The organism is Ramlibacter ginsenosidimutans (assembly GCF_016654015.1).
GTDB lineage: Bacteria > Pseudomonadota > Gammaproteobacteria > Burkholderiales > Burkholderiaceae_C > Ramlibacter > Ramlibacter ginsenosidimutans.
On sequence record NZ_JAEPWM010000007.1, the window covers coordinates 241,086 to 254,803 of the forward strand.

Annotated in this window: 10 protein-coding genes and 2 pseudogenes; 5 read left to right on the forward strand and 7 right to left on the reverse strand. The window is 68.3% G+C overall.

Going from position 1 to position 13,718, the window contains the following annotated elements; all coding sequences use genetic code 11:
- The first annotated feature begins 146 nt into the window (after window positions 1–146).
- The 3 genes from JJB11_RS17425 to JJB11_RS17435 are packed head-to-tail and all read left to right on the forward strand — an operon-like array spanning window position 147 to window position 2,810.
- Window positions 147–1,553: a cytochrome P450 gene (locus JJB11_RS17425; RefSeq protein WP_201174207.1), complete on the forward strand. Its 1,407-nt coding sequence runs from the start codon at window positions 147–149 to the stop codon at window positions 1,551–1,553.
- A gap of 28 nt (window positions 1,554–1,581) precedes the next feature.
- Window positions 1,582–2,052 (forward strand): EVE domain-containing protein, encoded by a 471-nt coding sequence (locus JJB11_RS17430; protein ID WP_201174216.1) that lies wholly within the window; start codon window positions 1,582–1,584, stop codon window positions 2,050–2,052.
- Window positions 2,049–2,810, forward strand: coding sequence for a sulfite exporter TauE/SafE family protein (locus tag JJB11_RS17435; protein WP_201174217.1), 762 nt, complete (start codon window positions 2,049–2,051; stop codon window positions 2,808–2,810). Before JJB11_RS17430 ends, JJB11_RS17435 begins: the two co-directional genes overlap by 4 nt.
- A gap of 3 nt (window positions 2,811–2,813) precedes the next feature.
- On the opposite strand, the gene JJB11_RS17440 is transcribed toward JJB11_RS17435, so the two are convergent.
- From JJB11_RS17440 to clpS, 4 genes are all read right to left on the reverse strand, one after another.
- Window positions 2,814–3,962 (reverse strand): DUF1501 domain-containing protein, encoded by a 1,149-nt coding sequence (locus JJB11_RS17440; RefSeq protein ID WP_201174219.1) that lies wholly within the window; start codon window positions 3,960–3,962, stop codon window positions 2,814–2,816.
- Window positions 3,963–3,964: 2 nt separating this feature from the next.
- On the reverse strand, window positions 3,965–5,341 hold the full coding sequence (locus JJB11_RS17445; protein ID WP_201964913.1) for a DUF1800 domain-containing protein: 1,377 nt from the start codon (window positions 5,339–5,341) through the stop codon (window positions 3,965–3,967).
- A gap of 228 nt (window positions 5,342–5,569) precedes the next feature.
- Entirely contained in the window at window positions 5,570–7,915 is a 2,346-nt protein-coding gene (clpA, locus tag JJB11_RS17450; RefSeq protein WP_201174221.1) for an ATP-dependent Clp protease ATP-binding subunit ClpA, read from the reverse strand.
- Between the two features lie 53 nt (window positions 7,916–7,968).
- The gene (gene clpS, locus JJB11_RS17455; RefSeq protein WP_201964914.1) at window positions 7,969–8,328 is read right to left on the reverse strand and encodes an ATP-dependent Clp protease adapter ClpS; all 360 of its coding nucleotides are present in this window, start codon (window positions 8,326–8,328) and stop codon (window positions 7,969–7,971) included.
- A gap of 241 nt (window positions 8,329–8,569) precedes the next feature.
- Here clpS and JJB11_RS26100 point away from each other — a divergent pair.
- A pseudogene (locus JJB11_RS26100) lies at window positions 8,570–8,767 on the forward strand (cold-shock protein); the annotation flags it as partial.
- A 234-nt stretch (window positions 8,768–9,001) separates the two neighbouring features.
- Window positions 9,002–9,082 (forward strand): hypothetical protein, encoded by an 81-nt coding sequence (locus JJB11_RS26670; protein WP_201174350.1) that lies wholly within the window; start codon window positions 9,002–9,004, stop codon window positions 9,080–9,082.
- A 161-nt stretch (window positions 9,083–9,243) separates the two neighbouring features.
- Here JJB11_RS26670 and JJB11_RS26105 read toward each other — a convergent pair.
- The 3 genes and pseudogenes from JJB11_RS26105 to icd form a co-directional block, all read right to left on the reverse strand.
- Window positions 9,244–9,723: pseudogene (locus JJB11_RS26105) on the reverse strand (glycine zipper 2TM domain-containing protein); the annotation flags it as partial.
- Between the two features lie 216 nt (window positions 9,724–9,939).
- Window positions 9,940–12,174: an NADP-dependent isocitrate dehydrogenase gene (locus JJB11_RS17475; protein WP_201174225.1), complete on the reverse strand. Its 2,235-nt coding sequence runs from the start codon at window positions 12,172–12,174 to the stop codon at window positions 9,940–9,942.
- Window positions 12,175–12,345: 171 nt separating this feature from the next.
- On the reverse strand, window positions 12,346–13,602 hold the full coding sequence (gene icd, locus JJB11_RS17480) for an NADP-dependent isocitrate dehydrogenase (protein ID WP_201174227.1): 1,257 nt from the start codon (window positions 13,600–13,602) through the stop codon (window positions 12,346–12,348).
- Window positions 13,603–13,718 lie beyond the last annotated feature (116 nt).

Below are 13,718 nucleotides of genomic sequence, written 5' to 3' on the forward strand. Positions count from 1 at the left end.
GCACGCGCCGCGCAGGACACTGCAGCGCATCCCCCCACGAGCACGCCGCCTCGCCCGAATGGACGAAGGGGTAGCACTTAGGTGCATTGCTCACTGGCTTGCCGAGGAGCCAGCCCGTATGCTGGCCTCCCCTCGCGAGCCCTCCCATGCATGCCCTTGCCGCTTCCCCCACGCGCATTGCCGACCTGCCCGGGCCGGCCGGCCTGCCCCTGATCGGCAACGCGCACCAGATCGAGCGCGCCCGTTTCCACCTGCGACTGGAGCAGTGGCGGGCCGAGTACGGCGACGCCTACCGCATGCGCATCTGGGCTCGGCGCTTCGTGGTGTTCGGCGATCCGCACCTCGCCGCGGAGGCCTTGCGCGACCGGCCCGGCACCTTCGGACGCACCGCGCGCGTGTCGCTCGCCGCCGAGGAGATGGGTTTCGGCGGCCTGTTCGCATCCAACGGCGAGAAGTGGCGGCGGCAGCGTCCCATGGTGATGGCGGCGTTCGACCCCGGGCACATCCGCCGCTATTTCCCGGCCCTGGTGCAGGTCGCGCAGCGCCTGTCGCGGCGCTGGCAGCGCGCCGGCGATGCGCCCATCCCGCTGCAGGGCGACCTCATGCGCTACACGGTCGACGTGATCGCCGGGCTGGCCTTCGGGACGGACATCAACACGCTGGAGCACGACGGCGACGTCATCCAGCAGCACATGGACAAGATCCTGCCCATGCTGTTCCGCCGCACGCTCGCCCCGTTCGCGTACTGGCGCTGGGTGAAGCTGCCGGCGGACCGGCAGCTCGATACGCACCTCGACGCCTTCCGCGCGGCCGTGCAGGGCTTCATCGCCGCGGCGCGCGAACGCATGCGCGCCGACCCGCAGCTGCGCGAGTCGCCCACCAACCTGATCGAAGCGATGATCGCCGCGCGCGACGAGCCGGGCCAGGGGCTGCGCGACGCGGACGTCGCCGCCAACGTCGCGACCATGCTGCTCGCCGGCGAGGACACGACCGCCAACACGATCGCGTGGATGCTGCACCTGCTGTCGCGGCATCGCTGGGCGCTGGAGCGCGCCACGGCGGAAGTGCGACGCGCCCTCGGCAGCGACCGCGTGCCCACCCGGCTGGAGCAGCTCGAGCAGCTCGAATTCCTCGACGCCTGCGCGCACGAGACCATGCGCCTCAAGCCGGTCGCGCCCCTGCTGCCGCACCAGGCCGCGCGCGACACCACGCTGGCGGGCATCTCCATCCCCGCGGGGACGCTGTGCATCTTCCTCATGCGCACGGGTGCCACGGACGCGAAGCACTTCTCGCATCCCGAGGCCTTCGACCCGGATCGCTGGCTGCGCGAGGACGCGGCCGGCACCAAGCGCATCTCCATGCCCTTCGGCGCGGGCCCGCGCATGTGCCCGGGGCGCTACCTGGCGCTGCTGGAAATCAAGATGGCCATGGCCACGCTGCTGGGAGGCTTCGACCTGCTCTCCGTGAGTGCGGCCGACGGCGGCGAGGTGGAAGAGCGCCTGGCCTTCACGCTGACGCCCAGCCCGCTGGAACTGCGCGTGCGCGCGCGCTGAGTCCCGCGCCGCCTATGATCGGCGGGCGATGAACTACTGGCTGATGAAATCCGAACCCGCCGAGGTCTCGGTGGACGATGCGCTGGCCGCGCCGCGTGCGACGGTGCCCTGGACGGGCGTGCGCAACTATCAGGCGCGCAACTACATGCGCGACGCGATGCGCGTGGACGACGGCGTGCTGTTCTACCACTCCAGTTGCGCGGAGCCCGGCATCGTGGGCATCGCGCGCGTGGCGTCCACCCCGTATCCGGACCCGACGCAGTTCGACCCCAGGTCGCCCTACCACGACCCCGCCTCGAAGCGCGACGAGCCGCGCTGGGTGCTGGTGGACGTGCAGGTGCTGCGCAAGACGCGCAACCTCACCCTGCCCGAGCTGCGCGCCGACCCGCAGCTGGAAGACCTGCTCGTGCTGAAGAAGGGCAATCGCCTGTCGATCACGCCCGTGGAGCCGCGCCACTGGCGACGCATCGTGAAGCTGCTGGATCGGCCGGCCGCATGACGGGCTGGCAGCTTGGCGGGTTCCTGCTGTGCGTGGTGGTGGCCAGCTGCACGCAGGCCATCACGGGTTTTGCCATCGCGCTGGTGCTGCTCGGACTGACCGGGCTGTTCCAGCTTGCGCCCTTGCCCGACGCCGCGAACGTGGCCACCGTGCTGTCGTTGGCGAGCGCCGCCATCGCGCTGCGCAGTGCGCGCCGCCTGGTGGACTGGCGGGCGCTGCGGGCGACGGTCAGCGGCACCGTGGTGGGCGTTCCCCTGGGCGTGGCGCTGCTCGCGTGGCTGCACGCGAACGTGGTCATGGCCCTGCGCCTGCTGCTCGGGCTGGTCGTGATCGCCTGCGCGATCGTGGTGCTGGTGCGCAGCAAGCCACTGGCCCAACGCTCGCCGCCCGCGTCCTTCGGCGCCATCGGCGTGCTCTCCGGCTTGCTGGGCGGACTGTTCTCCGCTTCGGGACCGCCGCTGGTCTACCAGTTCTATCGGCAGCCCATGGATGTCGACACCGTGCGCGACACGCTGGTCGCCGTGCTGGCCTGCGGCTCTGCCCTCAGGCTGGCGATGGTGGTGGGCAGCGGCCACTTCTCGCTGCACTCGCTGGAGCTGAGCGCGCTGTCCGTCCCGCTCGCGATGGGGATCACCTGGTGGATGCGAAAACGCCCGCCGCCGTGGTCGCGCGAGGTGGTGCTGAAGATCGTCTGTGCGCTGCTGGTCGTGACGGGCGTCGGCCTGATCGGCCCCGCGCTCTCCGCCCTGCGCGGCTGAAGCTCAGGCGCGCACGAGGCGCGGCAAGGCGCGGCCGGCACGCATCTCGGGAAACAGCGCACGGGCCACGCGGTCGCGGTCCAGCGCAAACGCATCGGCGGCCGTCGCCGCAATCAGTGCATCGAGGTCCTGCGTCGGCCGCAGGTCGCGGCCTTCGTACAGCGCGCTCGCCGCCAGGCCGGGCCAGTCCGCAATGACGCGTCCGCCTTGCACCGCGCCGCCCGCCAGCAGCGCGGCCGAGGCCGTGCCGTGGTCGGTGCCGCCGGTGCCGTTCGCGGCGGCGGTGCGGCCGAACTCGGTCGCGACCAGCACCACGGTCTGCTGCCATGCCGCGCCCAGCCCCTCGCGCAGCGCCGCCACCAGGGCGTCCAGGTTGCGCAACTGCGCGGCCAGCCGCGGCGCCTGGGCGCTGTGCGTGTCCCAGCCACCGGTCTCGATCATCGCGATGCGCGGACCTTGCGGCTGCGCGAGGAAGTTGGCAGCGACGCGCCCGAGCTCCGCCGGGTCCTGGCGCTTGCCGCCCTGCCCTGCGGCACCGGCCATGTTCTGCGCGTCCATGGCGGCGGACCAGAGCGCATGCAGCTGCGCATCGCCCTCGTACAGCTGCTGCACGCGCAGCAACAGGTCTTCGTTCGCGGCGGGCAGCGCCGACGGCGCATAGGAGCTCACCTCGGCCGCGCCGCGCAGCGCGAGCGGCACCGTGGGCGCGAACGCGATCGCCTCCTTGCCGCGCTGGGGCAGCAGGCGCACGAGGCGGTTCATCCAGCCGTCCTTGAGCTGGTACGGCGCGGTGCCGCCGCTTTCGAGCACGTTCTGGCCGTCGAAGTGGGAGCGGTCGCGGTACGGCGAGGCGACCGCGTGCACGAACAGCGCCTGGCCTTGGGTGTACAGGCGGCCGAACTCCTGCAGCGAGGGATGCAGCGCGAAGCTGCCATCGAGTTTCGTCGCGGACGCGGGATCGATCGCGAGCGCACCGCGCAGCGCTGCGTACGCCGGGTCGGCATAAGGCACGACCGTGTGCAGGCCGTCGGCGGCGCCGCGCTGGATGATGAACACGAAGCGGCGGTCGGTGGCGGCCTGCGCGAACAGCATGCGCGGGGCGGCCAGCACGCCGGCGGCGCCGGCGAGGAAGGTGCGGCGGGGCAGGAGCATCGTCATCTCCGGAGGAATTCGGGCGAGACCAGCAGCAGGGCAAGTGCGCCGGCCGGGCTTTCTGAACGGGCCACGGCGGTGGCGGTCGCCTGCGTGAGGCTGCCCGGAAGGATGCGCGGCGCCAGGGAGCGCGCGTCCACCGCGTCGCCGGCCTGCGCGGCGAGGCGCTGCGCCACTTCGACCCGACGCACCAGCGCGTCGGGCGCGGCCCAGGTCGCGGCGATGTCGTCGTAGCCCGCGGGCGAGCCCGGTTTCCAGACCGGCTGCCCCAGCTGGTTCAGCAGGTTCGCCGCCTGCAGCGCCGGCACGTCGTGGCGGCCGAGCGCGCGCAGGCTGGAGACCGACCACTCCCACGGTGACTTGAACTTCGCGGGCTGCGGCTGCCAGGCTTCGGGCGCGTCCACCAGGGTGCGATACACAGTGGGCAGGTCGCCCCCGCTGCGCGTGAAGGCGGCTGCCAGCTTTTCCACCAGGGGCGGCGGCGGCTCGTCGGCGACGAAGTGGCGCGCCAGCTTGGCAGCGATGTGCTGCGCAGTCGCGGGTGCGGTGGCCAGCGCGTGCAGGATGGCACGCGCCTGCTGCTCGCCGGGCTCGCCATAGCTGCGTCCGAGCACGGTGCGCGCCCCCGGCTCGTGCAGCATGGGACGGAACTGGAAGGGCGTCTCGCCGTCCGCATGCGCCTCGGCGCCGCCCAACCCCGCGACGCTCCAGCCCGTGAGCGCGCGCGCGAACTCGGTCACGTCCGCCTGCGTGTAGCCGCTGCGCACGCCCACCGTGTGCAGCTCCATGATCTCGCGCGCCAGGTTCTCGTTGAGCCCGCGGCGGCGGGCCGGCTGGCGTTCGGCCACGCGCAAGGCCTGCGGGCTCTGCGGGCCGATGGACGCGGCCTGGTCCAGGTACAGCAGCATCGCCGGATGCCGCACGCCCGCGAGCAGCAGGTCCTCGAAGCGTCCGAGCACGTTCGGGCGGATCGCATCGGCCTCGAAAGCGCCGGCCAGTCCGAGCACCGCCACCTTGTCCACGGAGACCGCGAAGTGGTTGGCCCAGAAGTGCACCAGGCGCTCGACGAAGGGCGCCGGCGTGGCGAGCGCACTCGCAGCGCGCGCACCGACGGCGGCGAGGTAGTCGTCGCGCGACTCGCGCCGGAAGGCCTGCTGCGCCGCCTGCTTCTCGCTGGCGGCCGCAGTGCGCACCTCGCGCTGCTGCGCGACCAGCGCGTTCCACACCACCGGCGTGCGCGGCTGCGCCTGCCACGGCGCGGGCAAGGGCTCGTAGCGCTTGAACTGCGCGAGCAACCAGGATTTCGCGTCCCCGGGCACGGCGTCGTCTGGGCGCGCACCGAGTCCGAAGCGGTTGAGGGCGATGGCTGCGGGAGTCATGGCGGAATTAAACATGCTCAGCGGGCAAGTGCCGTGTCGCGATGGTTTCGGGTTTGTAAACGGCCTGCGGCATCGCTGGGGTTCGCTACGCTCACCGCCAGCCTACGGGCTACTGGCGGCGACGGTTGGGTCTTCGTAGGCTGGCGGTGGAGCGAAGCGAAACCCCAGCGATGCGAAGCGAAAAAAAAGCCGCCCGAAGGCGGCTTGGTGTGGCGCGAAGCGCGAGGCTTACTGGCCGTCGGTGGAGATTTCCTCCGGCTCCGGCTTGGCCTTGCCTTCCTTCTTCGGCAGCGGAAGGATGTCCAGCTTCACGTCCGGCGTCTCGGTGCCCTTCTCGTCGGTCTTCACCTCGATGTCCACCGTGAGGCGGCCACCTTCGGTCAGGCGCCCGAACAGCAGTTCGTCGGCCAGCGCACGACGGATCGTGTCCTGGATCAGGCGCTGCATCGGGCGGGCGCCCATCAGCGGGTCGAAGCCCTTCTTCGCCAGGTACTTGCGCAGGCCGTCGGTGAACGTGACCTCCACGCGCTTCTCCGACAGCTGCTGCTCGAGTTGCAGCAGGAACTTGTCGACGACGCGCAGGATGATCTGCTCGTCCAGCGCACGGAAGCTCACGATCGCGTCCAGGCGGTTGCGGAACTCCGGCGTGAACAGGCGCTTGATGTCGGCCATCTCGTCGCCGGTCTGCCGCTCGTTGGTGAAGCCGATGGTCGCCTTGTTCATGGTCTCGGCGCCCGCGTTCGTGGTCATGATGATGATCACGTTGCGGAAGTCGGCCTTGCGCCCGTTGTTGTCGGTCAGCGTGCCATGGTCCATCACCTGCAGCAGCACGTTGAAGATGTCCGGGTGCGCCTTCTCGATCTCGTCGAGCAGCAGCACCGCGTGCGGCTTCTTCGTGATGGCTTCGGTGAGCAGGCCGCCCTGGTCGAAACCGACGTAGCCCGGAGGCGCGCCGATCAGGCGCGACACCGCGTGCCGCTCCATGTACTCGGACATGTCGAAGCGGATCAGGTCGATGCCCATGATGTAGGCCAGCTGCTTCGCCGCTTCCGTCTTGCCGACGCCCGTGGGGCCGGAGAACAGGAAGGCGCCGATCGGCTTGTCGCCGCGGCCGAGGCCGGAGCGCGCCATCTTCACGGACGCCGCCAGCACTTCCAGCGCCTTGTCCTGGCCGAACACCACCGACTTCAGGTCCCGCTCCAGGTTCTGGAGCTTGCCGCGGTCGTCGCTCGACACGGATGCAGGCGGAATGCGGGCGATCTTCGCCACGATCTCCTCGACCTCACCCTTGGTGATGGTCTTCTTGCGCTTGTTCACCGGCAGGATGCGCTGGGCGGCGCCGGCCTCGTCGATCACGTCGATGGCCTTGTCCGGCAGGTGGCGGTCGTTGATGTACTTCGCCGAGAGTTCCGCGGCGGCCTGCAGCGCGCCGGCGGCGTACTTGACGCTGTGGTGCTCCTCGAAGCGGCTCTTGAGGCCCTTGAGGATCTCGATCGTCTGCTCCACGCTCGGCTCGACCACGTCGACCTTCTGGAAGCGACGGGACAGGGCCGCGTCCTTCTCGAAGATGCCGCGGTACTCGGTGAACGTGGTCGCGCCGATGCACTTGAGCGCGCCGCTCGAGAGCGCCGGCTTCAGCAGGTTGGACGCGTCCAGCGTACCGCCCGAGGCGGCGCCGGCGCCGATCAGCGTGTGGATCTCGTCGATGAAGAGGATCGCGTTCGGGCGGTCCTTCAGCGAGCGCAGCACGCCCTTCAGGCGCTGCTCGAAGTCGCCGCGGTACTTGGTGCCGGCCAGCAGCGCGCCCATGTCGAGGGAGTACACCGTGGAGTCCGCGAGGATCTCCGGCACGTCCTTCTGCACGATGCGCCAGGCCAGGCCTTCGGCAATGGCGGTCTTGCCCACGCCGGCTTCGCCCACCAGCAGCGGGTTGTTCTTGCGGCGGCGGCACAGGATCTGGATCACGCGCTCGACCTCGTACTCGCGGCCGATCAGCGGATCGATCTTGCCGTCCTTGGCGGACTGGTTCAGGTTGAGCGTGAACTGTTCGAGCGGCGATGCCTTCTCGTTCTTCTCGCCGCCCTCGCCCTCTTCGGACGAAGCGTTCTCGCCGCTCTTGGCGGGCTCCGGCGGGTCGCTCTTCTTGATGCCGTGCGCGATGTAGTTCACCACGTCGAGGCGGGTGACGCCCTGCTGGTGCAGGTAGTACACGGCGTGCGAGTCCTTCTCGCCGAAGATGGCGACCAGCACGTTGGCGCCGGTGACTTCCTTCTTCCCGTTGCCGGTGGACTGCACGTGCATGATCGCGCGCTGGATGACGCGCTGGAAGCCCAGCGTCGGCTGGGTGTCCACGTCGTCCGTGCCCGCGACCTGGGGCGTGTTGTCCTTGATGAAGTTGGCCAGCGACTTGCGCAGGTCGTCGATGTTGGCACTGCATGCGCGCAGCACTTCGGCCGCGCTGGGATTGTCCAGCAGGGCCAGCAAGAGATGCTCCACGGTGATGAACTCGTGGCGCTGCTGACGCGCTTCCACGAAGGCCATGTGGAGGCTGACTTCCAATTCCTGGGCAATCATGAGGGTTCCTTCTGCCTGTCGTTCACTCTTACTCTACTTCCTTCGAGGCCGGCTCAGTCGGCCGGTTCACTCAAACACTGCAGGGGGTGGCCCGCCTGGCGGGCGGCCTCCTGGACTTGCTGGACCTTGGTGGCCGCGACGTCCCTGGAATAGACGCCGCAAATGCCTTTGCCGTCCAGATGGATCTTCAGCATGATCTGGGTAGCCGTCTCGCGATCCTTGTTGAAAAACTCCTGAATGACCACCACCACGAATTCCATGGGCGTGTAGTCGTCATTCAACATGACGACCTGGTACATCTGCGGGGGTTTGGTCTTCTGGGTTTTCCGCTCTGCGACCACCGAGTCGCCACCGTCGTCCGACGGCCGGATGACGGGACCGGCCGGAGGAGGAAGAGGTGTCTGACTGGCCATGAAAATCATTCTATCGACGGTGAATCGCACCGGACGATGCAAGGTGAATTGGTGACGGTCCCGTCACATTCAAGCGACAAGGCGCATCGCGCTGCCCCTTTCCCACAAAAAGAGCCACGCCGCCGGGGTCACCCCAACGGCGGCCAACACTTGGCCACGACTAAGTGAAAATATTGACACTTGGGCGGTTCTCAAGGACACTCGCGCGCTCCGAGGGAAACAAAGAGTAGGGGCGCGCATCATGGCGACCGGCACAGTCAAGTGGTTTAACGATGCCAAGGGCTTCGGGTTCATCGAGCCCGACGGCGGCGGCTCCGATGTCTTCGCCCATTTCTCGGCGATCGCCATGGACGGTTTCAAGACCCTGAAACAGGGCTCGCGCGTCAGCTTCGACATCCAGCAGGGCCCCAAGGGGCAGCTGGCGCAGAACATCCAGGCCCAGCCGGGCCCCATCCAGACCCAGCCCGCCTCGGCCGGCGAGCGCCCGCCCCGCCAGCCCAAGGTGCGCGCGCCGCAGTTCCACGCCGCCAGCCACGGCAACGACCACGCCAGCAAGTGAGCTTGCCGTAGCGCGCCCTGCGCGCACGGTCATCCTCGCGCCGGCGAGCGTCGCGCAGTCCGGTTCACCTGTGAAAAAGCCGCCCGAGGGCGGCTTCGTTCGCGTCAGGCGGCGATCCAGACCCCGTCGCCGCGCCGGCACGCGTTCCCCCTGGTGTGCTGCACGCCGTGCGGGCCACGGACCTCGACCGTGTAGGGACGGCAGTAGGTGCCGTGCCGCATGACGGCCTGGGCGGGCACCACGACGTAGGTCGACGGGCCTTCCACCCACTGCACGCGGTGGTTGACCGGCGCCACCTCCAGCACCTGGCCCAGGCAGGCCTGGTTGCCAGCATCCATGCGCCGGCCCACGTCGCCGCCGACCAGCACGCCCGCAATGGCGCCACCGATCGTGGCCGCCGTCCGGCCGTTCCCGCGGCCGATCTGGCTGCCCAGCGCACCGCCGACCACGCCGCCGAGCACCTGGCCCACGGCTTCGCTGTGGCAGTAGCTCACCCCTGTGACGACCTGCTGGGGCTGGTACTGCGGCGCGTACACGTACTCGTTCTGCTGGCGCACGATCCAGGGCGGGTACACATAGACCACCTGGGGCGGCGGCGCCGGCTGCGCGGGCACCACGACGACGGTCTCCGGCGCGCGGCATTTGCGCTTTTCTTCCATCTCGCCGTGCTTCCACTTGCGTTCGACCCGGCAGTTCCCGTCCCAGTACTCCTCCTTGTCGCCATGACCCCAGCCGTGTCCGTGGCCATGCTCATGTTCGTCGTCATGGCCGTGCGCGCGGGCGGCCGGTGCCGCGAACACCACGGCGGCGGCGGCGAGGAGGATGAAGCGGCGCATGGTTCCCAACTTTCTCGAGTGATACCCCCGACGGTACGCGGTGCCTCAGCCGCAGGAGCAGCTGTAAGAAAGCGCACTCGCAGCGGCCGTGGAAGACCTCACGCGCCGGCGAACCCACGTTGCGCGCATGCAGCAAAAGTAAAGCCGCCCGGAGGCGGCTTTCCGTCAGGCGCGTGACCCTCGGCGCGCCACGACCGGCGCACCGGGGCCGCGGGCTCAGCTCACTTTCGCGAGCGCGGCGTTGAAGGTCTCGCTGGGGCGCATGATGGCCGTGACCTTCTTGCGATCCGGCAGGTAGTAGCCACCGATGTCCACCGGCTTGCCCTGCACCGCATTGAGCTCCTCGACGATGCGCTTCTCGCTCTCGGCGAGCGCCTTGGCCAGCGGCGCGAAGCGCGCCGCCAGCTCGGCGTCGTCGGTCTGCGCGGCCAGGGCCTGCGCCCAGTAGAGCGTGAGGTAGAACTGGCTGCCGCGGTTGTCCAGCTGGCCGGTCTTGGGCGACGGGCTCTTGTTGTTCTCCAGGAGCTTGCCAGTGGCGGCGTCGAGCGCCGTCGCGAGGATCTTTGCCCTGTTGTTGCCGGTCTTGATGCCTTCGTCTTCCAGGCTCACGGCCAGCGCCAGGAATTCGCCGAGCGAATCCCAGCGCAGGTGATTCTCTTCGACCAGCTGCTGCACGTGCTTGGGCGCGGAGCCGCCCGCACCCGTCTCGTACATGCCGCCGCCCGCCATCAGCGGCACGATCGACAGCATCTTGGCGCTGGTGCCCAGCTCCATGATCGGGAACAGGTCGGTCAGGTAGTCGCGCAGGATGTTGCCGGTGACGCTGATCGTGTCCTTGCCGCGCATGACGCGTTCGAGCGTGTAGCGCATCGCGCGCACCTGGCTCATGACCTTGATGGTGAGCCCGGTGGTGTCGTGTTCCTTCAGGTACTTCTCGACCTTCTTGCGCAGCTCCGCCTCGTGCGGCCGGTAGTTGTCCAGCCAGAACACCGCTTCCATGCCGGAGTTGCGGGCGCGCGTGACGGCCAGCTTCACCCAGTCGCGGATCGCCGCGTCCTTGACCTGGCACATGCGCCAGATGTCGCCCTGCTCCACGTTCTGCGTGAGGAGCACCTCGCCGGTGGCCAGGTCGGTGATGTTGGCGACGCCGTCCTCGGGGATCTCGAAGGTCTTGTCGTGCGAGCCGTATTCCTCGGCCTGCTGCGCCATGAGGCCGACGTTCGGCACGGTGCCCATCGTCTTCGGGTCGAAGGCGCCATGCCACTTGCAGAAGTTGATGATCTCCTGGTAGATCCGCGCGAAGGTCGACTCGGGGATCACCGCCTTCACCTCGTGCAGGCGGCCGTCGGCACCGTACATCTTGCCGCCCTGGCGGATCATGGCCGGCATCGAGGCGTCCACGATCACGTCGTTGGGCGAATGGAAGTTGGTGATGCCACGGGCGGAATCGACCATGGCCAGCGCCGGGCGGTGCTCCAGGCACTTGTGCAGGTCCAGCTTGATCTCGTCCTGCTTGGATTCCGGCAGCGTGGCGATTTTCTCGTACAGGTTCGCCATGCCGTTGTTCACGTTGACGCCCAGTTCGTCGAACAGCTTGGCGTGCTTGGCGAAGGCGTCCTTGTAGAACATGCGCACGGCGTGGCCGAACACGATGGGGTGCGATACCTTCATCATGGTCGCTTTCACGTGCAGCGAGAACATGATGCCGGTCTTGTGCGCGTCCTCGATCTGCTGTTCGTAGAACGCGAGCAAGGCCTTCTTGCTCATGAACATCGAGTCGATGATCTCGCCTTCCAGCAGCGAGACCTTGGGCTTGAGCACGATGGTCTTGCCGGACTTCGTGATCAGCTCCATCTTGACGTCGCGTGCCTTGTCCAGGGTCATGGACTTCTCGCCGGCGTAGAAGTCGCCGTGCGTCATGTGCGACACGTGGGTGCGCGACGCCGGGCTCCACTCCGCCATGCTGTGCGGATGCTTGCGCGCGAACTCCTTCACCGCCTTGGGCGCGCGGCGGTCGGAGTTGCCCTCGCGCAGCACCGGGTTCACCGCCGAGCCCAGCACCTTGGCGTAGCGCTGGCGGATCGCCTTTTCTTCGTCGGTCTTCGGGTTCTCCGGGTACTCGGGAACCATGTAGCCCTTGGAACGCAGTTCGCGGATCGCCGCCACGAGCTGGTTCTGCGAGGCGCTGATGTTCGGCAGCTTGATGATGTTCGCATCGGGCTGCAGCGTCTTGCGGCCCAGTTCGGCGAGCGAGTTGGGCACCTTCTGGTCGTCCTTCAGGCACTCGGGGAACTCGCCCAGGATCCGGTTGGCCACGGAGATGTCGCTCTCCACGACGTCGATGCCGGCCGCCGCGGCGAAGGTGCGGACGATGGGCAGGAACGAGTGCGTCGCCAGGTACGGAGCTTCGTCCGTGAGCGTGTAGATGATCTTCGAACGGTCGGCAGCCAAGGGATGTCTCTCAGGAAGTTGGGGTGAGGTCGCGGGTCGTCAGGACGCGACCCCGCCATTTTACGAGATGGGAGCACGCGCCATCAGATGAATGACCTGCGGCATGGGGGCGCGGCAAAAAGCCGCCACAGGGGCGGCTTTCCTGCAGGGCCAGGTCGGCCGGGACTTCGCTCACATGTGATCGATCATCACCTGGCCGAAGCCGGAGCAACTGACCTGCGTCGCGCCTTCCATGAGGCGGGCGAAGTCGTAGGTGACCTTCTTGGAGAGGATGGACTTCTCCAGCGAGGAGATGATCTTGTCGGCCGCTTCGGTCCAGCCCATGTGCCGCAGCATCATCTCGGCCGACAGGATCTCGGAGCCGGGGTTGACGTAGTCCTTGCCCGCGTACTTGGGCGCGGTGCCGTGCGTGGCCTCGAACATCGCCACCGAGTCGCTCAGGTTGGCGCCGGGCGCAATGCCGATGCCGCCGACCTGGGCTGCGAGCGCGTCGGAGATGTAGTCCCCGTTGAGATTGAGCGTCGCCACGACGCTGTACTCCGCGGGCCGCAGCAGGATCTGCTGCAGGAAGGCGTCCGCGATCGCGTCCTTGACGATGATGTCCTTGCCGGTCTTCGGGTTGCGCAGCTTGCACCACGGGCCGCCGTCGATCTCCACCGCGCCGAACTCCTTCTTCGCCAGCGCGTAGCCCCAGTCCCGGAAGCCGCCTTCCGTGAACTTCATGATGTTGCCCTTGTGGACCAGCGTGACGCTCGGCTTGTTGTTGTCGATCGCGTACTGCAAGGCCTTGCGCACCAGCCGCTCGGTGCCTTCGACGGAGACCGGCTTGATGCCGATGGCCGACGAGTCCGGGAACCGGATCTTCGTGACGCCCATCTCCTTGGTGAGGAAGGCGATGAGCTTCTTCGCCTTGTCGCTGTACGCCTCGTACTCGATGCCCGCGTAGATGTCTTCCGAGTTCTCGCGGAAGATCACCATGTTGGTCTTCTCCGGCTCTTTCAGCGGCGAGGGCACGCCCTTGAAGTACTGGATGGGGCGCAGGCAGACATACAGGTCCAGCTCCTGGCGCAGGGCGACGTTGAGCGAACGGATGCCCCCGCCGACCGGCGTGGTCAGCGGCCCCTTGATGGAGACCACGTACTCGCGCGAGGCCGCCAGCGTTTCGTCCGGCAGCCACACATCGGGCCCGTAGATGCGCGTCGCCTTCTCGCCGGCGTACATCTCCATCCAGTGGATCTTCCTCTTGCCGCCATAGGCCTTGGCCACGGCCGCATCGACCACCTTGAGCATGACGGGCGTGATGTCCACGCCGGTGCCGTCCCCTTCGATGAAGGGAATGATCGGCTCGTCCGGCACGTTCAGGGACATGTCGGCGTTGACCGTGATCTTCTCGCCTTGCGAGGGGACCTGGATGTGCTGGTAGGCCATGGGCGTCTCCGGCGGGAGAAAAGAATTCGGTCGTCGTCTTCGCGCCGGGCGGCGGCAGCGAACGCGCGAATTCTAGCCCCGGGGCACTGCGGCCTCCTTGCTGCGTATCAACCTGC

Coding starts and splice junctions, on each gene's coding strand:
- JJB11_RS17425 (WP_201174207.1), top strand. CDS start 147: ATGCATGCCCTTGCCGCTTCCCCCACGCGCATTGCCGACCTGCCCGGG.
- JJB11_RS17430 (WP_201174216.1), top strand. CDS start 1,582: ATGAACTACTGGCTGATGAAATCCGAACCCGCCGAGGTCTCGGTGGAC.
- JJB11_RS17435 (WP_201174217.1), top strand. CDS start 2,049: ATGACGGGCTGGCAGCTTGGCGGGTTCCTGCTGTGCGTGGTGGTGGCC.
- JJB11_RS17440 (WP_201174219.1), bottom strand. CDS start 3,962: ATGCTCCTGCCCCGCCGCACCTTCCTCGCCGGCGCCGCCGGCGTGCTG.
- JJB11_RS17445 (WP_201964913.1), bottom strand. CDS start 5,341: ATGACTCCCGCAGCCATCGCCCTCAACCGCTTCGGACTCGGTGCGCGC.
- clpA (WP_201174221.1), bottom strand. CDS start 7,915: ATGATTGCCCAGGAATTGGAAGTCAGCCTCCACATGGCCTTCGTGGAA.
- clpS (WP_201964914.1), bottom strand. CDS start 8,328: ATGGCCAGTCAGACACCTCTTCCTCCTCCGGCCGGTCCCGTCATCCGG.
- icd (WP_201174227.1), bottom strand. CDS start 13,602: ATGGCCTACCAGCACATCCAGGTCCCCTCGCAAGGCGAGAAGATCACG.